The sequence below is a fragment of the Kribbella shirazensis genome (assembly GCF_011761605.1).
Taxonomy (GTDB): domain Bacteria; phylum Actinomycetota; class Actinomycetes; order Propionibacteriales; family Kribbellaceae; genus Kribbella; species Kribbella shirazensis.
On the sequence record NZ_JAASRO010000001.1, the window covers coordinates 4,412,101 to 4,432,780 of the forward strand.

Here is a 20,680-nt window from a genome sequence, read left to right on the forward strand (position 1 = left end):
GCGATCGCCCATGCTCTGCCCCAAGGACGAGACGGTCCATCACGTCACGTGTGCACACGATTGCGAACAGGCAATCTCGCGGCGCCGGTCAATACGTTGGGTAATCCTACGATCGAGTTCGATGACCGCGGCGAGGTTGTTGCTCTCGGCCACGGTCGATGGCGGGGACCTGTTCGGACCAGGAACAGCCGGTGAATGACCTGACTGAAGCTGGCCAGGGTGAGCCCTTGACGAGCAGTTCTGCGCAGTGGCTAACTGTCGTCACCCGCCTGCCCGAGGAGAGTCATGCGCCTGCTCCGGTCCGCTGTCTGTGTGCTCGCCCTGGTCGTTCCGTTCGTGTCCGTGCCGCTGGAGGCCGGCGCCGTACCTCCGACAGCCGCCAAGGTCTTTCCCGAGCCGCAACAACTCGTGCAGCGGGACGACGGCTTCCCGATTCCCCTGGTCGTCGGACTCGTCCGTACGGCGCGCACCGACGCCGACGCCGAGCGCGTCGTCCGGCAGGCGCTGACCGACGCCGGCGTACAGACCGTCCGGACCTCGGACGGCCGCGACCCCCGTACGCCGATGACGATCTGGCTGGGCCGCGACGCGTCGATCCTGAGCGCGTTGAAGGTGCCGGACAGCACCGGTCTGGCCGCCGAGGGATACGTCCTCGCCGCGGGCCGCGACCGGGACGACCGCGGTCATGTGGTGCTGGACGGCGTCGATTCCGACGGGACGTACTACGCCGCGCAGTCGCTGGCCCAACTGATCCAGTCCCGTCCGGGTCAGGACTGGATCCCCGGCGTCGCGATCCGGGACTGGCCGACCATGCGCTACCGCGGCTCGATCGAGGGCTTCTACGGCACGCCCTGGTCGCACGCGGACCGGCTCGACCACCTCGGCTACCTCGGCGATCACTGGATGAACACCTACGAGTACGCGCCGAAGGACGACCCGTACCACCGGGAGCGGTGGCGCGACCCGTACCCGGCGGACAAACTCGCCCAACTCGCTGAACTGGTGAACCGCGCCCGGCAGAACAAGGTGGACTTCACGTTCGCGCTGTCGCCGGGGCTCTCGATCTGCTACACCTCCGACGCCGACTTCCAGGCGCTGATCGCGAAGTTCCAGGCCTTGTACGACGTCGGCGGCCGGGCGTTCAACGTGCCGCTCGACGACATCGACTACAACACCTGGCACTGCGACGCGGACCGGGCGAAGTACGGGACCGGTGGCGGTGCCGCCGGCCGCGCACAGAGCGACCTGCTGACCCGTGTGCAGCGCGAGTGGGTCGAGACCAAGCCCGACGTCGCGCCGCTGCAGATGGTGCCGACGGAGTACTACAACGTCAGCGAGACGCCGTACAAGAAGGCGTTGCGTGAGCAACTCGACGCCGACGTGGTCGTGCACTGGACCGGGATCGGCGTCGTGCCGCGGACGATCACCGCGGCGCAGGCGGCCCAGGCGAAGGCGGTGTTCGGCCACGACATCCTGATCTGGGACAACTACCCGGTCAACGACTACGCCGCCGGCCGGCTCCTGCTCGCTCCGTACTCCGGCCGCGAGCCGGCGATCTCCGACAACGTGGCCGGCGTCATCTCGAACCCGATGAACCAGGCGGCGGTCAGCAAGATCGCGCTGTACTCGTTCGCCGAGCTCGGGTGGAATCCGGCGAAGTACGACGTCGAGACGTCCTGGCAACGCGCTCTCGCCGAGCGTGCCGGCGGGAACGCGGCGACGACGGCGGCCCTGCGGGTGTTCGCGGATCTCAACACGTACGACGGCACGCTGCATCCCGACAGCGCCCCGGTCTTCGCTGCCGCCGTCGAGCAGTTCTGGCAGCTGTGGCGATCCGGCCAACGCGCGCAGGCGATCGCCGTACTGCGGCCGCAGGTCGGCGCGATCGCGGCCGCGCCCGCGACGATCCGGGCCGGTGTGGTCGACCCGGCGTTCACCGCCGAGGCGGAGTCGTGGCTCAAGGCAACCGAACTGTGGGGTCAGGCGATGCAGCGCGCCCTCGACCTGCTGGCAGCCCTGGACGCCGGTGACGGTGCCGCGGCCTGGACCGCACGCCAGCAGGTGAGCGGTCTCGTCACGCAGGCGAAGGCGATCCGGGACAGCCGGCAGCCGCACAGCGGGACGTACCCGCGGATCGGTGAGGGCGTGGTCGACGAACTGATCGCCGAGACCGGGCGGGTCCACGACCGCTGGCTTGGTGTGCAGCCGGGCCGTACCGCGACGACGAACCTCGGGACCTACCAGGACAACGTCCCGGCGCGGATGATCGACGGCGACCTGAACACGTTCTACTGGAGCAACGGCGCCCCGCGGACGGGCTCCGAGATCCGGGTCGATCTGGGCGCTCCCGCGACGATCGGCGCCATCGCGGTGCTGATGGGCAAGGCCTCCAGCCCGAACGACTACATCCACTCGGGCGCGCTGGAGTACTCGCTCGACGGCACACGCTGGACCGAGCTCACGCGCGCGACCACGGCCGAGGTACGCGCCACGGCTCCGGCCGGAACGACCGCGCGGTACGTGCGCTACCGGTCGCTGAGCTCGAGCGACTTCTGGCTGGTGGTCCGCGAGTTCTCGGTGGAGACGATCGGTGGACGGAAGACGACGCTGACAGCCGGTGGTGCGCCGGCGCCCGCGCCGGGTTCGTCGTACCAGCGAGCCGTCGACGGCAACCTGGAGACGGCTTACGTACCGGCGACCGCGCCCAAGACCGGTGACGCGCTGACCGCCACGCTGTCGGCGCCGAGGGAGCTGGCCGGCCTCACGATCCTCCAGCAGTCGTCGAGCGTGGGTTCGGCGCACGTCGAGGTCCAGGTCGGCGGAGTCTGGCAGCGCGTCGGCGCCGTGTCGTCGGCGTACGCCGAGGTGCCTGTGGACGACCTCGCCGTCGAGGCCGTGCGGCTGGCGTGGACGAGTGGTACTCCGGCCGTGGCCGAGATCGTCCCGCTCTGGTCGGACACACCCCTCGCCGAACTCGTGGTCGCCGAGGACCGCGCCGACGTCGTCCGAGGCGAGGCCTCGACCTTCACCGTCGACATCGCGGCCCAGCGCGGCGAGGACGTGAGCGGCACGCTCGGTGTCGCCGCGCCCGCGGGCTGGACCGTCGATCCGGCGAGTACGTCGGTCGCCGTCAAGCGCGGTTTCACCCAGTCGGTGTCCGTGAAGCTGACGCCTCCCGCCGGCGCAGCCCTTGCCGACGTGGACCTTCCGGTCACCTTCACGACGGGCGCCACCACGTTCGAGGCGGTACTGCGGGTCGCCGTCCGGCCGCGCACCGGCGACACCAACGTGGCACTCCGACGTCCGGTCGTTGCCTCCAGCATCGAGCCCGGTACGTCGTTCACCGCCGACCTCGCCGTCGACGGGAACGCGGGCACCCGCTGGGCGTCCGGGTACGACAACGCCTCCTGGCTGCAGGTCGATCTCGGTACGTCGACGCGGCTCGGCAAGCTCGTGCTGCGCTGGGAGACCGCCTACGGATCGGCGTACGAGATCCAGGTGTCCGACGACGCGAACACCTGGACGACCGCGACCGAGGTCAGCAACGGCGACGGTGGGACGGACACCCTCTGGCTCGACGCCACGGCGCGCTACGTGCGAATGCAGGGCGTCCAGCGCGCGACGCAGTACGGCTACTCCCTCTACGAGTTGGAGGCGTATCCCGCGGTCTGACCAGTGGCGAGGTGCGCCGCGCACTCGGCGGCGATCGCCGTGGCGAGGGTTTCGGCGGTGTCGTTGTCGCGTTCGGGGACCAGGTGGTGGATGGTTCCCGACGCGTGCAGGTCGGGCGCAGTGATGCCTTGAGCCGCGGCGAGTTCCGGTGCGTGAGCGGTGTCGCGGTGCACGATCGCGCTGGCTCCTTCGGGCGGTAGCGGGGCGAGCCACGCGTGCTCCGCGGCGATGACGGTTGCCGCCGGGAGCAGTGCCAGCGCGCCGCCGCCGGTGCCTTGTCCCAGGAGGACGGACAAGGTCGGAACGGTCAGCGTCGTCATGGTCGCGATGCAGTGCGCAATCTCGCCGGCGAGGCCGCCTTCCTCGGCGGCGGACGAGAGTTCGGCGCCCGCGGTGTCGATGACGGTGACGAGCGGGAGGCCGATCGTCTGGGCGAGGTTCATGCCGCGGCGGGCCTGGCGGAGAGCGGCCGGTCCCATCGGCCTGCTCTGCGAGCGGTCCTGGCCGACGAGGACGCAGGGCCGACCGTCGAGCCGGGTGAGGGCGACGAGCACGGCCGCATCGGGTTCGGTGAGCCGGACGGTGCCGGTGGCTCCGTAGCGGAGCAGGTCGCGGACGCCGGCGCGGTCGGGCCGGCGGGTCCGCAGTACCGAGGCCCAGGCGTCGACAGGGCCGGCGGCGCCGGTGCGACGGGAGAGTGCCGGGGGTGTCGGCGGATCGACCAGGATGCCGAGGGCGCGGTCGAGGAGGAACGGGAGGTCCTGGGTTTCGACGACGCCGTCGATCACGCCGTGGGCTGCGAGGTTTTCGGCGGACTGGACGCCGGCCGGGAACGGTTCGCCGTGGAGGGCTTGGTAGACCTTGGGGCCGAGAAAGCCGATCAGGGCACCGGGCTCGGCGACCGTGACGTGGCCCAGGGAACCCCAGGAGGCGAACACGCCGCCGGTCGTGGGGTTCCGGAGATGGACGAGGTAGGGGAGACCGGCTGCGCGGTGGTCCATCAACGCCTTGGAGATGGTGATCATCTCGACGAAGGCGGCCGCGCCTTCCTGCATCCGGGTGCCGCCGGAGGCGGTCGAGGCGACGATCGGCAGTCGTTCGGCGGTGGCCCGCCGGATCGCCGCGGTGATGCGCTCAGCGGCGACCCGGCCGATCGATCCGGCCAGGAACGCGAACTCACTGACCAGTACGGCGATCGGCCGGCCCCGGACCGTACCGCGGCCGGTGATCACCGACTCGTCCGTACCCGCGCGCTCGACCGCGCGGCGCAGTTGCTGCTGGTAGGCGTCGTCGGCCGACTGCGTCCCGGGCCGGTCCCACGACGCGAACGAGCCGGGGTCGAGCACCGCGTCGATCAACGCGTGCGCGCTCATCGGTCCAGCCAGGTACGGATCGCGTCGCCGTGCTCGTCGAGTGTCGGCGGCGGGCGATGGTCACCCGGTGTCGTCTCCTGCGATCCGTCGAAGAACCGCAGTGGCGGGCCGGGCAGCCGGAGCGGGCCGAGAGTGGAATGGTCGACGTCGATCAGCAGGCCCTGACTGGCGGTCTGGTCCCACGCGTACACCTCGTCGAGCGTCCGCACCTTCCCGGCGGGAACGCCCGCATCCGCGAGCTTCACGAGCAGTTCTTCACTGGTCAGACCGGTGAACGCCGCCTCGATCACCGTGATCAAGCGGTCCCGGTGCGCCACCCGGTCGGCATTCGTGGACAGGCCGTCGGTGTCGAGGCCGAACGCGGCCGCGAACCGTTGCCACAGGCCCTCACTCCCGACGGCGATCTGGACCGCGCCGTCCGCGCAGCGGAACAGTCCGTACGGCGCGATCGACGGATGATGGTTGCCCTGGGCCACACCGACCTCACCGGCGACCGTGTAGCGCGTTCCCTGGAACGCGTGCACGCCGACGATCGCCGCGAGCAGCGACGTACGGACGATGCATCCCGCACCGGTGGTGGACCGTTCGTGGAGCGCGGCGACGACGCCATAGGCGCCGTACATCCCGGCCAGCAGGTCGCCGATCGGTACGCCGGCGCGTTGCGGATCGTCCGGTCCGGAACCGGTCAGCGACATCAGTCCCGCCTCACCCTGGGCGATCTGGTCGTAGCCGGCCCGGCCGCCTTCGGGGCCGTCGTGGCCGAACCCGGTGATCGACAGTACGACGAGGTGCGGGTTGCGCTCGCGCAGCAGATCGAGGCCCAGGCCGAGCCGATCCAGGACACCGGTCCGGAAATTCTCGACCAGTACGTCGGCGCGATCGATCAACCGCAGTACGACGTCGCGATCGCCGGGGTCCTTCAGGTCGAGCGCGATCGACTCCTTGTTGCGGTTGGCGGACAGGAAGTAGGTCGACTCGTCGCCCGCGAACGGGGGTCCCCAGCCGCGGGTGTCGTCGCCGCGGCCGGGTGCCTCCACCTTGATCACGCGCGCGCCGAGGTCACCGAGCATCATCGTCGCGTGCGGCCCCGCCAGGGCCCGCGACAGATCGACGACCAGTACGCCGTCCAACGGTCCGTGCATGTGCCTCACCATCCCGGCAGGACGAGGGCCGCCCAGACGAGCAGCGGGCCGGCGGCGACCACGATCAGGCTGTAGGTGAGGATCTGCTGGTAGTACACGGGTTCGCTGATCGTGTCCGGGCGGTTCGCCAGCATCAGCGCGCCGTTGGTGGAGAACGGACTGACGTCGACGATGGTCGACGCGACCGCGAGCGCCGCGACGAAGAAGCCGGCGCTGATCCCGCCGTGGCCGATCAGCGGTACGGCGATCGGGATGATCACCGGCAGCAGCGCGGTCGACGACGCGAACGCCGAGACGACACCGCCGACGTAGCAGAGCACCAGCGCACCGATCACGGCCGCACCGAGCCCGGCGGCCCAGGTGCCGACGAAGGTCGGGGCGCCCGACTCGGTCAGGATCGCGGCGTACGTGCTGACGCCGGCGACGAGCAGCACTGTCGGCCAGGCCACCTGCTTGATCGCGTCCTTGTGCTCGGTGGGGGAGAGGATCGCCAGCAGGACGGCGGCGGTGATCGCGACGAAGCCGATGTTCTTGTCGAAGACGAGGGCGACTACAGCCACGCCGACGAAGGTCATGAGGGTCAGCAGCTGGTCGCGCTTGACGCCGCGTGCCAGCGTGCCGGTCGGCGCCGAAGCACCGGTGCCGCGCGCGGTGACCGTCGCCCCGCCGTGGTGCAGGTCCTCGGTGAGCTCGTCCGGGTTGTTGAGATCGACCCGCTCGGCCATCAGCTTGCGACCGCCGAACAGGACGAACAGGATCGCCGCCATCACCAGGTTGACGACCAGGCTGGACAGGAAGACGGTCACCTCGCTGGAGGGCAGCTTGGCGTCCTCCATCACCGAGTTGGTGATCGTGCCGTAGATGCTGATCGGCGAGAACCCGCCGCCCTGCGCGCCGTGCACGACGAACATGCCCATCATCAGCGGGTTGATCTTGTACCGCGCCGCGAAGCCCAGCGCGATCGGGCCGATGATCGCGCAGGCGGCCGGGCTGGCGGCTCCGATCGCGGTCAGGACGGCGGTGACGGTGAACATCACCCAGGGGATCAGCGCGACCCGGCCGCCGACGGCGCGGACCGCGCTCGCGACGATCAGGTCGACGGTGCCGTTGTTCTTCGCTATTGCGAACAGATAGGTGACGCCGATCAGCGTGAGGATCAGGTCGCCGCTGACGCCGGCCAGGATCTCCTTCTCACTCAGGTGCAACGAGTACACGCCGACCAGCCACGCAGCGACGTACGCGAGCGCGCCCATGTTGATCGGCAGGATCGTTCCGACGACGAACAGTGCGACGAGCGCCAGGATCGCAACCCACTCTGGTCCCATGTCGAGTCCTTCTTCCGGGCGGAGAACTGTGCCGGCCGAGGTCCAGGTCACAGCGCGGTGGCTCAGTGGCCTAGCCAATAGCCCAATGGGCCAGTTGTCAATAAGCTAGGGGTATGGAGTCCCCGCCAGCTCGTCCCGCACCACCTCGTCCGGTCCCGCGGTCCCGCCTGTACGAGCAGGTCGCCGACCAGATCAGCACGTGGATCGTCGAGAACGGCCTGATGCCGGGGGACCGGCTGCCGCCGGAGCGGGAGCTGGCGCAGCGGCTCGGCGTGAGCCGCGCGACGCTGAGCCAGGCGCTGGTGGCGCTCGAGGTGATCGGCGCGGTCGTGGTGCGTCACGGCGACGGCACCGTGCTGACCGAGCGGGCGCGGACCGCGCCGGTGATCGAGGCGATCCGTGCGCACGCCGATCGGCTGCCCGAGATCATCGAGGCCCGGGACGCGCTCGAGTCGAAGCTGGCCGCGCTGGCGGCGTCCCGTCGTACCGATGCCGATCTGGCGGCGATCCGGTCGGCGCTCGCCGCGATGGAGAGCGACATCGAGAGCGGCGGGCGGGGCATGGACGGTGACGAGGCCTTCCACGGCGCGGTGACCGCGGCGGCGCGATCGGAGTTGCTGGCGCAGATGATGACGGCGATCCACGACCTGATCCGGGAGACCAGGCTGGAGTCGTTGTCCCAGCCGGGGCGGCCGCGCGAGTCACTCGCCGGGCACCGGAAGGTCGCGGACGCGATCGCCGACGGCGACCCGGAGGCCGCGGCTCAGGCTATGCACGAGCACGTGATGCTGGTCTCCGACGTCGCGTTGCTGCGGGACAGGTCGTGACCGGTGCGGAGCATCTGGCGATCATCGCGGCCGGGCTCGGAGCCGGTGTGCTCACGTCGACCGTCGGGGTCGCGTCGCTGATCAGCTTCCCGGCGCTGATCGCACTGGGCATCCCGCCGGTGGTGGCGAACGCCTCGAACACGATCGGGCTGTTGCCTGGTGCGTTGAGTGGTTCGATCGGGTATCGCCGCGAGCTGCGGGAGGTGTCGCGGCCGACGACGGTCGCGGTCGTGCTGACGTGTGCGATCGGCGCGATCGGTGGCGCCGTACTGCTGCTGGCCCTGCCCGCCGGTGTGTTCGCGGCGGCGGCACCTTGGCTGATTCTGTTCACCTGCCTGCTCGTGGGAGTGCAGCCGTGGATCTCGCGATGGCTGCGTTCGCGGCACAAGGCGCCGCAGGAGGTTCGTACGTCGATGACACCCGCGACGACGTTCTTCGCGGCGTTGACCGGGGTGTACGGCGGGTACTTCGGCGCGGGCGCCGGCGTGATGATGATGGCGGTGCTCGCGCTCGGACTCGACCTCGAGTTGCGGATCCTGAATGCGCTCAAAACCCTGTCCCTGCTGGCCGCGAACCTCGTCGCCAGCGTCATCTTCGTGTTCATCGCGGACCTGAACCCGACCGCGATCGTCCTGCTCGCGGTCGGCTCGGTGGCCGGCGGGTACGTCGGCGCCCACATCGGCCGCCGCCTCCCCAGCACCCTGCTCCGGGTCCTGATCGTCCTCGCCGGCATCACCGCCGCCACCCTGATGCTCCGCTAGCTTGTGTCCGGCCGGCCAGCCGAACCGCCACGCAGGCAAAACCCCGGAAAACGGGGCGAATCCGGGCCTTCGGGCCGGGTTCTGCCTGCGTGGCGGTTCGCGCTGTCGTGAGGTTCAGGAGCCGGTGATGCGGATCGAGTGGATGGTGCCGGTGTAGAGCCAGCGGTTGGTGAGTGCGGCCGGGGGAGTGACATAGGCGCGGTTGCCGCCGAGGGTGAGGTTCGGGAGGCCGGTGGGATTCAGGGTGTGGACCGGCGTCATCGCGTCGACGTCGCGGAAGAACCGTTGCGTCGCGGTCTGGCCGATCACCTCGCCGTCCAGGATCAGACTGCTGATTCCGTTGCTGCTGGCAAAGATCAGCTCGTGGTCGTTGCCGTCGGCAGCGTTCACCGAGCTCTGGATCCGGACCGGGTACGTCGACGAGCCGGTGCGGAACTCGACGTACGGCTTCCCGGAGTTGAGCGACACGACCAGGTCACGGACCTGACTGATCGGATCCGCGCTCGACAGCAACGCGGCCGCGCCCGAGGTTGCGGTCGTTCGGAACTTGATCGTGACCGCGCCGGCAGCCAGATCCTTCACGGCGCCGACCTGGTCCGACACGTCGCGCAGTTCCGTCCCGTCGTACGAGCGCGGCGTCGTGTCCTCCCACACCGTCGCCCCGCCCCGGACGACGATCTGCGTCGGGATCGGCGTGGTCGACTGCCCGTGGTCCGTCCGGTACACGGCGCGGATCGGGTAGGCGTTGGTCGACGTACCGCTCGGCACTGTCAGCGGAACGGACACCTCGGTGCTCTGACCGGCGCTCAGCCGCGGTACCTGAACCGTCCCGGCGCTCCACCCGGCGGGCAGATCGGTCAAGGTGACCGTGCCGTCGAGATCCCCGGCCGACTGGCTCGTCACCTTGACCGAAACCGTGGTCGTGCCTCCGGCTACCGCATCACGGGGCGCGGTCACGGTCAGCGGCGCGCACACCCCGTCCAGCCAGTCGCGATCGAACTTCGAGAACGTGATCCGCCGGTAGTCCTGGCTCTCCCACAACAGCCCGAAGGCTCCGTCGGGCAGCCTGGTGAGTGTCGAGTACGCCGCGAAGCCCGGCTCCACGACCTTGCGGATCGGCCAGGTCCTCCCGTTGTCGCAGGACTGCTTCACGACCAGATTGGTCCGCGACGACGTACTCTCGTTGTTGCTGAACAGCAGCCAGCTCGCCTGCTCGGTGCCCGGCACGGCGTTCTCGTTGTACCGCAGGATCGAGCCGTTGTCCGCCGGGTCGATGAGGTTCGGGTCGGCGTGCAGACCTTGCCAGCTCTCGCCGCCGTCGGAGGAGTAGGCGACCAGACGGTTCGGCCTGGCCCGGCTGTTGAGCATCAGGCGTCCGTCCTCGAGCTCGACGGACTTGTTCTCGTCGGTGCCGGGTCCGGCCAGTTCACCCATCTGCCAGGTGTCGCCGTGATCGTCGCTGTACGCGCTGGCCGCCCAGTTCTGTCCCTGGTAACGGACGGAGTACTGCTGGACGAGCCGCCCGGCGTACGGACCGCGCTTGATCTGGATGCCGGCACCGCTGGCGGCGAACATGCCGCCCCAGGCGGGGTCCTTGATCTGCGGCGTGATGCGGCGGTGTTTCCAGGTCAGGCCGTCGTCGTCGGAGTAGGAGTAGTCGGCCTGCAGGACATCGGGGTCGTCGGGGTCGTTGCCGGTGGCGCCGCCGCCGTAGCCCTGGTTCTGGCCGGCGGCGTAGAACAGGAAGATCCGCCCGGTCACCCGGTCGACGATCAGGCTCGGGTCGCCGTACCCCTGCGGTGCCGGGTCCTGGCGCACGATCTGCTGCTCCTGCCAGGTCTTGCCGTTGTCGGTACTGCGCCGCAGCACGATGCGGATGTTCGACGGCAGGTCGCCGAGTGTCGGGCGGGCGTCGTACGACGCGAGCACCGTGCCCTTGGTGGACACGGCGAGCGCCGGGATCCGGTAGTACGGCGAGCCGACGCCGGCCGCGGCCAGGTCCTGGGACGCCAGGGCCGGATCCGCGGCGGACGCGGGGGGCTGCGCGGCGGTCACGACGCCCAGGCTAAGCGTGCCGGCCGCGAGCGCGGCGAGACAGCGATTGATCGGTCGGGGAGTGGTCATCAGCAGGCCTCCAAGGCGGGGAGTGTCTGACCTCAGATGTCAGATGTTGTCGGTGCGGAGCTCCGGGGTCAAGCCCTGGTCCGGAAGTTCCGGTGGGTGAGGGAGGCTTGAAGCGACGGGTGCGGCAGTGTGGGAGAGGACTTGATGAACGACGTGCTGCAGGCGGTGCGAGGGCGGTTGGTGGTTTCTTGTCAGGCGTATCCGGGGGAGGCGATGAACAGCCCGGACGTCATGCGGGCGGTGGCTCTGGCTGTGGTCGGGGGTGGGGCGGCGGGGGTTCGGGTGCAGGGGATCGAGGACGTTACGGCGATCCGGGCTGCCGTTGACGTGCCGGTGATCGGGCTGTGGAAGGACGGGAACGACGAGGTGTTCATCACGCCGACCCTCGAGCACGCGCTCGCGGTGGCCGAGGCCGGTGCGGACGTCGTCGCGCTGGACGGGACGCAGCGGCCGCGCCCGGACGGTCGCGGTCTTGCCGAGGTCGTCGCCGCGGTGCAGGACCGGACCGGCAAGCTCGTGATGGCCGACTGCTCGACGTTCGAGGAAGGTGTTGCGGCCGCTGCCGCCGGGGCCGATCTGATCGGTACGACGCTGTCCGGCTATACGTCGTACACGTCCACGGTCGACGGTCCCGATCTCGAGCTGGTTGCCCGGCTGGCCGCGGCGATCGACAAGCCGGTGGTCGCGGAGGGCCGGATCCGCACCCCGGACCAGGCGGCCGCGGCGATCGCCGCCGGCGCCTGGAGCGTGGTCGTCGGCACCGCGATCACCCATCCCGGCGCCATCACCGGCTGGTTCACCGAGCGCCTGGGCCGGCTGTGAAGTGAGTCTCAACGGTTCGTGACCGAAGCCCCGTTGCCAGTAGGTTAGGCTTGCCTAACTTATTGGAGTGATGATGAGGGATCTCCGCCTTGCCGTCGTCGGCGCGGGGCCGGCCGGTATCTACGCGGCCGACATAGTGACGCAGGAACACCCGGGTGCGCAGGTCGACCTGATCGAGCGGCTGCCCGCGCCGTTCGGGCTGGTCCGGTACGGCGTGGCGCCGGATCATCCCCGGATCAAGGAGATCGTCAAGGCGCTGCAGCGTGTCGTCCGGCGGGACCGGATCCGGTTCGTCGGGAACGTTGCGTACGGCATCGACCTGAAGCTCGACGACCTCCGTCGGTACTACGACGCGGTGATCTTCGCGACCGGGGCGATGGCCGACCGTCCGCTGGACATCCCGGGTATCGACCTGCCGGGCAGCTACGGCGCCGCGGACTTCGTGAGCTGGTACGCCGGGCATCCCGACGTACCGCGGGAGTGGCCGCTGGAGGCGCGCGAGGTCGCGGTGATCGGGGCCGGCAACGTCGCGCTCGACGTCGCGCGGATGCTCGCGAAACCGGCCGACGAGCAGTTGAGCACCGAGATCGCCGACAACGTCTACCGGGGCCTGAAGCTCAACCAGGCGACCGATGTGCACGTCTTCGCCCGCCGCGGGCCGGCACAGATCAAGTTCACGCCGATGGAGCTGCGGGAGCTCTCGCACTCGCCGTCGGTGGACGTGATCGTGCATCCCGAGGGGTTCGAGATCGACGAGGCGAGCCAGGCCGCGATCAACGCGAGCAAGGGCACGCGGCTGGTCGTCGACACGCTGCTGAAGTACGTCGTGGCGGAGCCCACCGGCGCGCCGCACCGGATCCACATCCATCTGTGCCACGCGCCCGTCGAGGTGCTCGGCGACGAGCGGGTCGAGGGCCTGCGCACCGAGATCACCCAGTTGCAGGGTGACGGCACGGTCAAGGGCACGGGGGAGTACGTCGACACGCCTGTGCAGGCTGTGTATCGCGCGGTCGGGTACCTGTCGTCGCACCTGCCGGAGATCCCGTTCGACCACCAGGCGGGCGTGATCACCAACGACCGCGGCAGGATCCTCGACCTGGACGGCGTACCGCTGCCCGGGATGTATGTGACCGGGTGGATCAAGCGTGGCCCTATCGGGCTGATCGGCCACACGAAGTCGGACGCCGCGGAGACGATCGCCGGCCTGCTCGCGGATGCCGACGTACTGCCGCGGCCGGAGATCGACGATCCGCAAGGGATTCTGGACCATCTGGCCGGCTGCGGCGCGACCGTGATCGATGCCGACGGCTGGTCGCGGCTGGACGCCCATGAGATCGCTCTCGGCGTCGCTGCCGGGCGCGAACGCATCAAGGTCGTACCGCGCGAGGACATGCTCAGGGTCGCGAACGGCTGAGGTTCCGGTCGGTGTCCGGTACAGGACACCGACGCAGGACCCCGCCTTGACACTGCGTTTGCCGACCCCTTTGCATGGTGGACTGTTGGTCTGCTGGGGGCAGGTCGGCAAACCTCGGGGGAGGGCGCGTGTCGAGTGTCGAGTTGGGCGTTCAGGAACATCTGTGGCGGCTCGCGGCGCAGGGCGGTGATGATCCGCGGATCGCGCGGCTGGAAGGGGAAGCCGCCATCCGCCGGGCGCGGGATCGGATGTTCAAGGCATGCCGTACGTCGTTGCGCTCGTTGCGTAGCCAGCTGCCGCACGGTGATCAGGTCGCGGCGGCGCAGCGGACCGCGGAACTGCGGACGCGAGGCATCCGGATCCAGACCGTCGGTCTGCGCCATGGTCTGCTCGGACCGGAAGGTGACTCGCTGCGGGGGTACCTGCGGGCGGTGGTCGGTCTGGGGGAGGAGATCAGGTCCGCGGAGCGGTTGCCGCTGACGCAGCTGATCCTCGCCGACCGGTCGACGGCGATGGTTCCGGTGCTCGCGACGCCGCCGGGACAGGCGGCGTTGGTGATCCGGTCCGAAGCGCTCGTGCGGCCGTTGGAGGCGGTGTTCCAGGCGACCTGGGACGTGGCCGAGGCGGTCGAGATCGCCGAGGCCGATCCGGTCGAGCGGCTGGGCCGGCGGTCGCGCGAGGTGCTGGTGCTGCTCGCCGCCGGGTTGACCGACGAGGCGATCGCGCGCGAGCTGGGCGTCACGGATCGGACCGTACGGCGGCAGATCGCTTGCCTGTGCCGGAAGTTGCGGGTCGACTGCCGGTTCCAGCTGGGACTCGAGGTCGCCCGCCGCGGCTGGCTCTGAAGGCGGACGGTTCAGCAAAGGACCCGGGACCTGTCGGTGACAGGCCCCGGGTTTGGTGAGAAGTGGGATCAGGCGACGCCGCGGGCCCAACGGGTGAAGCCGAGGCCCTGGACGTAGGCGCGCACGTACACCGGCGTTCCTTCGGCGATGCTGAGGTCCAGGTAGTAGCACGGGCTCTTGGCCCCGTTCGCGTCCTTCACCGTGGCGCGGACCTTGCCGGCCCAGTACAGCTGTGCGTAGACCGCGCGACCGTCCGCACGCCGGTCGCAGACGATGAGGTGCTCGTCGTACGCCCGGAATCCGGCGCAGCCGCGCACCGTGCCGCCGTACACACCGCAGACCGTCGCGTTGGCACCCGCCGCCTGCTGGGTCGTCGTCGAGCCGCTCTGCTGCGCCGGCGCCGCCGAGCTGGCGGCCGGAGCCACCACTGCCGCCGTCGCCGCCGCACCGAGTACTGCGATCCCTCTGGCCATCGAACGCTGAATGTTCATTGTCTCCCCTGATCGGTCGCGAAGGACTTCCTCCTTGCCACCCACCAGGCAACCGGATCCACCGCGGCTGCCGGGGCGGTTGTCCGGATCCGGAAAAATAAGTTGCCGCTAGCAACGACTACGAGAAACACGCCTAGCGGCGCCGGAATGCGAAGTGTCGCGCCGGTACCCGAAGCTGGGGACTTCCAGCGCTGTAACGGCGATGGTATGAACGTTCGACGCGCTCGGTCTCCTGGGGAGCGAGATCGGGCGTACGGGCACGCCGGACGCGCCTCCTCTCGGCGTCCGGCCCCTGCCCGTGATCAGGCCGCCGGCTATGCGTTCTCCAGCAAGGACAAGGATGCGGCCGCGGCGGCGGTGGGATCGCCCGCTTCGATGGCGGCTGCCAGGGCCTCGTGCCAGGTGTCCTGGCCAGTGGAGAAGACCTGCAGGCACTGGTCGTCGCGGACGCTTTCGGTCAGCGCCCGGGCGAAGCTGGTGTACAGGTCGATCAGGACCGGGTTGTGGGAGGCGCGGGCGACGGACAGGTGGAACTCGACGTCGTTCGTGACGAAGGCCGCCTCGTCGCCCGCCTCGCCAGCGGCGGCGCGAGCGGCAAGTGCCTTGTTCAGCGCTTTGACATCGGTCCTGGTACGGCGTGACGCCGCCAGGCCGGCCGCGACGATGTCGAGACCGCGCCGTACCTCGATGACGTCGCTGTGGTCGGCGGCCACCAGTCGCCGACGGATCGCGACGTCGGTGGCGTCCCGCGCCGTGACGTAGGTGCCGTCGCCCTGCCGGGTGGCGAGCAGCCCCGATTGCACCAGGCCACGGACCGCCTCGCGCACGGAGGCGCGGCTGACACCGAGTTCCTCGACCAGTTCGGTCTCCGAAGGGATCCGCGCGCCGACCGCCCAGCGGCCCGCGGTGATCTCCTCGCGCAGCTGAGTCCCGACGGACTCGACCAGAGAGACCCGCTCGACCTTTTTCATCGCAGCCTCTTCCTCAAACGTCAGATGACTGATAATCCTATCACCAAGCAACTCCGAGATCCCGGCTCGGTTCCGACGAATAGTCCTTCGAAGGAGGTCGGTCCGATGCACAGCACAGATTCACCCGAACAGCTCACCTCCCACCAGGCGCCCGACGCCGTATCGGTGGTCGGTCGCGTCCTGGACGCGATTCCGTTCAACCGCGCCCACCGCCTGATCCTGCTGATGGTGCTGCTCGGCGCGTTCTTCGACGTGATGGAGGAGAACGCGCTCGGCGCGGTCGGCCCGGCGCTGAAGTCGGCCTGGAACATCTCGACCCCGGAGCTGGCGTTCCTGCAGACCGTGACGATCGGCGCGATGATCATCGGCAAGGTGGTCACCGGCGTGATCGGCGACCACAAGGGCCGCCGGTTCGCGCTCGCGTTCAACCTGGGCGTTTACTGTCTCGGCGCGCTGATCTGCGCGCTCGCTCCCGGCTACACGGTGCTCGCGATCGGGCGGTTCATCGTCGGGATCGGCCTCGGCGGCGAGATCGCCGCCGGGATGACGATGCTCAGCGAACTCGTCTCGACGAAGTACCGCGGCGCGGTCGTCGCCTCGCTGAACGTGGGCGCCGGTGGCTTCGGCAACGTGGTGTCGTTCGGCTTCGCGGCCGTCGTACTCGGTCCGCTCGGCAACTTCTTCGGCGGCCCCGAGAACAGCTGGCGATGGATGTTCGGCCTGCTCGTGCTGCCGGCGGTCCTGGTGCTCGCGTACCGGCGTTTCCTCCCGGAGACCCCGCGCTACCTGGCGTCGCGCGGGCGGATCGACGAGGCGAACGGCGTACTCACCAGGCTCGCGAACGGCCGGTTGAAGGACACCGGTGCGCCCGTCACGCCGTACATCCAGAGCGCCGGCGTGGCGACCGCGACGGTGGAGAAGGTGCGGCTGTCGGAGGTGTTCCACGGCGTTCTGCTGAGGCGTACGTCGGCACTCGCGGTGATCTCGTGGATGACGTTCGGGGCGCAGGTGACCGTGCTGGTGCTGATGCCGACGATCCTCGTCGAGCAGGGCTACACGATCACCAAGAGCCTCGCCTTCACGATGGTGATGAACGTCGGCAGCCTGCTCGGCGCGGCCGCCGCGACGTACGCCGCGCTGCACCTGCCGCGGCGTTTCGTGATCACCGTCGGCGCCGTGGCGGCCTGTCTCGCCGCGCTCGCGTTCGGTTTCCTGGCGACCTCGCCGGCGCTGGTGCTGATCCTCGGCGCGCTCTTCCAGTTCTTCGTGCTCCTGCTCAACAGCACGATCTTCGCGTGGGCCCCGGAGCTCTATCCGACCAGGGTCCGCGCGTTCGGCACCGCGATGGTGGCCGTCCAGGGCAATGTCGCCGGGGCCTTCGTCCCGATCGGCGCCGGACTGCTGTTCGACAGCGCCGGCATGGTCGCGGTGTTCGTCCTGATCGCCGTCATGTACTCCGTGATGGCGGTCGCGAGCCGGTTCGCGCCAGAGACGCACGGCCGCTCGCTCGAGGACATCAACTCCGATGCCACTTCTGATTCGACGTCTCAAGGAGTCTGACGATGGACCGTCTGCACGTGACCGCTACTTCGCACTGGCCGAACTACCTGCCGGAGTACGTCGCCCGCGAACTCGGGTACTACGAGGCGGAAGGCCTCGAGTTCTCCCGCTCGGCACCCGACGACTGGACGCAGGTCCTGACCGACCTCGAGACCGGAACCGCGGACGTCGTCCTCGGCGGACTCTGGGTGCCCGCGATGTACCACGGCCGCGGGCGCGAGTACCGGGCGTTCGCGCAACTCAACACCCGCAACCCGAAGGCGCTGGTGACACGGGAGAAGGTCGCCGACTTCGACTGGAAGGACCTGGAAGGCAAGATCGTCCTCGCGCCCGGCGCCGGTGGCACCGCACCGTACGTGCACACCGCGGGGCTGATGCGCAAAGCCGGTGTCGACCTGTCGACGGTGCGCTGGGTCCGCGACCTCTCGGGATCGATGCTCACCGAACTGTTCCTCGGCGGCATGGGTGACGCGCTCGTCACCGACCTGGTGAACGCCGCCTTCCTGGAGCACCGGCAGCAGGCGTTCGTTGCCATCCGCCACGATCGCGCCGGCGGTCTGATGCCGAACAGCGTCTACTACACGACCGATGCCGTGCTGGCGCGGGAGGACCAGCTCGTGCAGCGGTTCTACCGCGCGCTGGAGAAGTCCTACGACTGGCTCAAGGCGCACGAGGCCGCCGAGCTGACCGAGCTGCTGGCACGTGAGTGGCCGTCGCTGGACACCGACGTACTCGTTGGCGTGGTCGACGATCTGCGCTCCAGTGGCATCTGGGAGGACCTGCGGATCGGCGAGGAAGGGTACGCCGAGTGGATGCGGATCCTCGCCGAGGACGGCCTGCTCGACGCGCCGGTGGCGTACGACGAACTGGTCACGGTGGTGTCATGAACGTCGGCAGGCCGATCCTGGCGCTGAGCCGGGCGGAGATCGCGAAGACGCTCGAGATGCCCGCCGTCATCGAGGCCGTCGAGCAGGCACACGTCGCGTTGAGCACCGGAGGCGCGGCGCAGGCCGAGCGCTCGACGGTCGACGTGCCGGGGTGTACGACGCTGCTCGTGCCGATGACGGCCGCGATCAGCTCGCAGTCCGTCGCCGGTATCAAGCTGCTCACCGACACACCGGCGAATGCGGCGAAGCAGTTGCCTGTCCAGCAGTCGACCGTCCTGCTCGTCGACCCCGAGACAGGCAGCTGTGAGGCGATCCTCGACGGACCGGCGCTGACGTTGTTCCGGACGGCCGCCGCGTCGGCCGTGGCGACTCGGCATCTGGCGCGCAGGCAGTCACGAACGCTCGGGCTGGTCGGTGCGGGCGCTCAGGCACGCGCTCATCTCGATGCGTTGGCGTGTGTGATGACGATCGATCGGGTCGTGGTGTGGAGCAGGACCAAGGAGCGGGTCGAGGCGTTCGCTGCGTATGCCTACGACCGGGTCGGCGACGTGGTTGTCGCCTCGGGCCCTGAAGAGGTGGTGCGGGAGGCGGACGTGCTGTGTACGTTGACGCCTTCGCGGGAGCCGATCGTCCTGGGGGAGTGGTTCGCGCCCGGCCTGCACGTCAACGCGGTCGGTGCGCCGCCGCGACCGGATCACCGCGAGATCGACAGCGCCGGCATCGCCCGCAGCCGGGTCGTGGTGGACAGCTACGACGTCGTACGGCGGGAGTCGGGCGACGTCCTCGTGCCGCTCGCCGAGGGCGTGATCACCGCCGATCACTTCGAGACCGAACTCGGTGACGTGGTGGCCGGCATCCGGCCGGGACGTCGTACCGGCGCCGAGATCACACTCTTCGACTCCGTCGGGCTCGGCCTGCAGGACATGGCGGCCGCGCGGCTCGCGGTCGACGCGGCCCGGCGGACCGGACTCGGCGTCGAGCTCAGGCTGAACTGAGCAACCCCGAAGACGTGTGACCCGCCGCTCGCCGGGATCGAGCCGGCGGGTCACACATTCAGACAGCGAGAAGAGGGAGTGACACCGGATGGCGACACCGAGCCCGGGATACTCGATCACCGCACGGGTGGAGGCTCCGGCCTCACCGCATATCACCACCGCGCTGACCACTGCGATCGGCGCCGCCGGCGGTGCGCTCACCGCCCTCGACGTGGCCGAGTCGCGCGCCGACCGGATCGTCGTCGACGTCACCTGCGACGCGGTCGACGCAGGTCACGCGGCCGCGCTGGAGAAGGCGCTCGGCGCGGTCGAGGGCGTGGTGGTCCGCAAGGTCAGCGACCGTACGTTCCTGCTGCACCTCGGCGGGAAGTTGCAGGTCGTGCCGAAGGTACCGCTCAAGCATCGCGACGACCTGTCCCGCGCGTACACGCCGGGCGTCGCCCGGGTGTGCCAGGCGATCGCGGAGAACCCGGCGGATGCACGCCGGCTGACGATCAAGCGCAACACCGTCGCCGTGGTGACCGACGGCTCGGCCGTCCTCGGTCTCGGCAACATCGGGCCCGCCGCGGCGCTGCCGGTGATGGAGGGCAAGGCCGCGCTGTTCCAGCAGTTCGCCGGTGTCGACGCGTGGCCGGTCTGCCTGGACACCCAGGACACCGACGCGATCGTGGAGATCGTCCGGGCGATCGCGCCCGTGTACGGCGGAGTGAATCTGGAGGACATCGCGGCGCCGCGCTGCTTCGAGATCGAGAGGCGGCTGCGGGAGCTGCTCGACATCCCGGTCTTCCACGACGACCAGCACGGTACGGCGATCGTGGTGCTGGCCGCCCTGACGAACGCGCTCCGGGTGGTGGGCAAGCGGATCGAGGACGTCCGCATCGTGGTGTCCGGCGTGGGCGCGGCCGGGCATGCGGTGATCCGGCTCCTGGCCGCGCAGGGCGCCCGCGAGATCGTCGCGTGTGGCCGCAGCGGCGCGGTGCATTCCGGTCAGGACGGGCTGGACGAGTACCGCGGCTGGATCGCGGCGCACACCAACCTGCAGGGCGAGACCGGCGGGCTGACCGACGTGCTGCCGGGAGCGGACGTCTTCATCGGCGTCTCCGGACCGGGTCTGCTGACCGGCGACGACATCGCCACGATGGCCGGCGACGCGATCGTGTTCGCGCTCGCGAACCCGGACCCCGAGGTGGATCCGGCCGCGGCCGGCGAGCACGCGGCGGTGGTCGCCACCGGCCGGTCCGACTACCCGAACCAGATCAACAACGTGCTGGCGTTCCCCGGGTTCTTCCGCGGCATGCTCGACGCGGGCGCGCACGAGATCACCGAGGCGGTGATGCTCGCCGCCGCGGACGCGATCGCGACTACGGTCGCGCCGGGCGAACTGAACGCGACGTACATCGTGCCCAGTGTGTTCGACCCGGCGGTCGCGCCGGCCGTCGCCGCCGCGGTCCGGCAGGCCGTCACCCACTGA

The 20,680-nt window shown here is 69.8% G+C and carries 16 protein-coding genes; 10 read left to right on the top strand and 6 right to left on the bottom strand.

From position 1 onward, the window contains the following. Positions 1 to 285: 285 nt before the first annotated feature. Positions 286 to 3,672 carry a glycoside hydrolase family 84 protein gene (locus BJY22_RS21490; protein WP_167209474.1) on the top strand — a complete coding sequence of 1,129 codons (3,387 nt, stop codon included), beginning with the start codon at positions 286 to 288 and terminating at the stop codon, positions 3,670 to 3,672. On the opposite strand, the gene BJY22_RS21495 is transcribed toward BJY22_RS21490, so the two are convergent. Genes BJY22_RS21495 through BJY22_RS21505 form a run of 3 tightly spaced genes read right to left on the bottom strand, consistent with a single transcriptional unit; the run spans position 3,642 to position 7,512 of the window. Beyond that, on the bottom strand, positions 3,642 to 5,045 hold the full coding sequence (locus tag BJY22_RS21495; RefSeq protein ID WP_202891204.1) for a carboxyl transferase domain-containing protein: 1,404 nt from the start codon (positions 5,043 to 5,045) through the stop codon (positions 3,642 to 3,644). The two genes, BJY22_RS21490 and BJY22_RS21495, sit on opposite strands and share 31 nt — an antisense overlap. Continuing rightward, on the bottom strand, positions 5,042 to 6,187 hold the full coding sequence (locus BJY22_RS21500) for a CaiB/BaiF CoA transferase family protein (protein ID WP_167209476.1): 1,146 nt from the start codon (positions 6,185 to 6,187) through the stop codon (positions 5,042 to 5,044). Before BJY22_RS21500 ends, BJY22_RS21495 begins: the two co-directional genes overlap by 4 nt. A 5-nt stretch (positions 6,188 to 6,192) precedes the next feature. Then, positions 6,193 to 7,512 carry an SLC13 family permease gene (locus BJY22_RS21505; RefSeq protein WP_167209478.1) on the bottom strand — a complete coding sequence of 440 codons (1,320 nt, stop codon included), beginning with the start codon at positions 7,510 to 7,512 and terminating at the stop codon, positions 6,193 to 6,195. A 113-nt stretch (positions 7,513 to 7,625) separates the two neighbouring features. Between BJY22_RS21505 and BJY22_RS21510 the strand changes: the two genes are divergently transcribed. Next, complete coding sequence (locus BJY22_RS21510; RefSeq protein ID WP_167209480.1) at positions 7,626 to 8,339, top strand: FadR/GntR family transcriptional regulator; 714 nt, start codon at positions 7,626 to 7,628, stop codon at positions 8,337 to 8,339. Then, complete coding sequence (locus BJY22_RS21515) at positions 8,336 to 9,100, top strand: TSUP family transporter (RefSeq protein WP_167209482.1); 765 nt, start codon at positions 8,336 to 8,338, stop codon at positions 9,098 to 9,100. Before BJY22_RS21510 ends, BJY22_RS21515 begins: the two co-directional genes overlap by 4 nt. Positions 9,101 to 9,214: 114 nt before the next feature. Here BJY22_RS21515 and BJY22_RS21520 read toward each other — a convergent pair whose 3' ends face one another. Next, complete coding sequence (locus BJY22_RS21520) at positions 9,215 to 11,224, bottom strand: exo-alpha-sialidase (RefSeq protein ID WP_167209484.1); 2,010 nt, start codon at positions 11,222 to 11,224, stop codon at positions 9,215 to 9,217. A gap of 144 nt (positions 11,225 to 11,368) precedes the next feature. On the opposite strand from BJY22_RS21520, the gene BJY22_RS21525 reads away from it, so the two are divergent. The 3 genes from BJY22_RS21525 (at position 11,369) to BJY22_RS43010 (ending at position 14,305) form a co-directional block, all read left to right on the top strand. After that, positions 11,369 to 12,046, top strand: coding sequence for an N-acetylmannosamine-6-phosphate 2-epimerase (locus BJY22_RS21525; protein ID WP_167209486.1), 678 nt, complete (start codon positions 11,369 to 11,371; stop codon positions 12,044 to 12,046). 73 nt (positions 12,047 to 12,119) lie between these two features. Beyond that, positions 12,120 to 13,460, top strand: a complete 1,341-nt coding sequence (locus BJY22_RS21530) for an FAD-dependent oxidoreductase (protein ID WP_167209488.1) — start codon at positions 12,120 to 12,122, stop codon at positions 13,458 to 13,460. Positions 13,461 to 13,588: 128 nt separating this feature from the next. Beyond that, positions 13,589 to 14,305, top strand: coding sequence for a LuxR C-terminal-related transcriptional regulator (locus BJY22_RS43010; protein ID WP_167209490.1), 717 nt, complete (start codon positions 13,589 to 13,591; stop codon positions 14,303 to 14,305). A 68-nt stretch (positions 14,306 to 14,373) separates the two neighbouring features. On the opposite strand, the gene BJY22_RS21540 is transcribed toward BJY22_RS43010, so the two are convergent. Then, a complete protein-coding gene (locus BJY22_RS21540; RefSeq protein ID WP_167209492.1) occupies positions 14,374 to 14,796 on the bottom strand; it encodes a hypothetical protein in 423 nt (140 codons plus the stop codon). A 314-nt stretch (positions 14,797 to 15,110) separates the two neighbouring features. Next, entirely contained in the window at positions 15,111 to 15,767 is a 657-nt protein-coding gene (locus tag BJY22_RS21545) for a FadR/GntR family transcriptional regulator (RefSeq protein WP_167209494.1), read from the bottom strand. Between the two features lie 105 nt (positions 15,768 to 15,872). On the opposite strand from BJY22_RS21545, the gene BJY22_RS21550 reads away from it, so the two are divergent. The 4 genes from BJY22_RS21550 to BJY22_RS21565 all read left to right on the top strand — a co-directional run bounded on the left by BJY22_RS21550 (position 15,873) and on the right by BJY22_RS21565 (position 20,680). Next, positions 15,873 to 17,327 carry an MFS transporter gene (locus BJY22_RS21550; RefSeq protein ID WP_167209496.1) on the top strand — a complete coding sequence of 485 codons (1,455 nt, stop codon included), beginning with the start codon at positions 15,873 to 15,875 and terminating at the stop codon, positions 17,325 to 17,327. Between the two features lie 2 nt (positions 17,328 to 17,329). After that, positions 17,330 to 18,214, top strand: coding sequence for an ABC transporter substrate-binding protein (locus BJY22_RS21555; RefSeq protein ID WP_167209498.1), 885 nt, complete (start codon positions 17,330 to 17,332; stop codon positions 18,212 to 18,214). Then, positions 18,211 to 19,209, top strand: coding sequence for an ornithine cyclodeaminase family protein (locus tag BJY22_RS21560; RefSeq protein ID WP_167209500.1), 999 nt, complete (start codon positions 18,211 to 18,213; stop codon positions 19,207 to 19,209). Before BJY22_RS21555 ends, BJY22_RS21560 begins: the two co-directional genes overlap by 4 nt. Before the next feature lie 88 nt (positions 19,210 to 19,297). Further along, positions 19,298 to 20,680, top strand: coding sequence for an NAD-dependent malic enzyme (locus BJY22_RS21565; protein ID WP_167209502.1), 1,383 nt, complete (start codon positions 19,298 to 19,300; stop codon positions 20,678 to 20,680).

Bases quoted from the DNA above. Each gene is read 5' to 3' on its own strand.
- BJY22_RS21565 (WP_167209502.1), top strand. From the start codon at position 19,298: ATGGCGACACCGAGCCCGGGATACTCGATCACCGCACGGGTGGAGGCT.
- BJY22_RS21505 (WP_167209478.1), bottom strand. From the start codon at position 7,512: ATGGGACCAGAGTGGGTTGCGATCCTGGCGCTCGTCGCACTGTTCGTC.
- BJY22_RS21510 (WP_167209480.1), top strand. From the start codon at position 7,626: ATGGAGTCCCCGCCAGCTCGTCCCGCACCACCTCGTCCGGTCCCGCGG.
- BJY22_RS21530 (WP_167209488.1), top strand. From the start codon at position 12,120: ATGAGGGATCTCCGCCTTGCCGTCGTCGGCGCGGGGCCGGCCGGTATC.
- BJY22_RS21525 (WP_167209486.1), top strand. From the start codon at position 11,369: ATGAACGACGTGCTGCAGGCGGTGCGAGGGCGGTTGGTGGTTTCTTGT.
- BJY22_RS21500 (WP_167209476.1), bottom strand. From the start codon at position 6,187: ATGCACGGACCGTTGGACGGCGTACTGGTCGTCGATCTGTCGCGGGCC.
- BJY22_RS21555 (WP_167209498.1), top strand. From the start codon at position 17,330: ATGGACCGTCTGCACGTGACCGCTACTTCGCACTGGCCGAACTACCTG.
- BJY22_RS21560 (WP_167209500.1), top strand. From the start codon at position 18,211: ATGAACGTCGGCAGGCCGATCCTGGCGCTGAGCCGGGCGGAGATCGCG.
- BJY22_RS21550 (WP_167209496.1), top strand. From the start codon at position 15,873: ATGCACAGCACAGATTCACCCGAACAGCTCACCTCCCACCAGGCGCCC.
- BJY22_RS21545 (WP_167209494.1), bottom strand. From the start codon at position 15,767: ATGAAAAAGGTCGAGCGGGTCTCTCTGGTCGAGTCCGTCGGGACTCAG.
- BJY22_RS21490 (WP_167209474.1), top strand. From the start codon at position 286: ATGCGCCTGCTCCGGTCCGCTGTCTGTGTGCTCGCCCTGGTCGTTCCG.
- BJY22_RS21495 (WP_202891204.1), bottom strand. From the start codon at position 5,045: ATGAGCGCGCACGCGTTGATCGACGCGGTGCTCGACCCCGGCTCGTTC.
- BJY22_RS21520 (WP_167209484.1), bottom strand. From the start codon at position 11,224: ATGACCACTCCCCGACCGATCAATCGCTGTCTCGCCGCGCTCGCGGCC.
- BJY22_RS21540 (WP_167209492.1), bottom strand. From the start codon at position 14,796: ATGAACATTCAGCGTTCGATGGCCAGAGGGATCGCAGTACTCGGTGCG.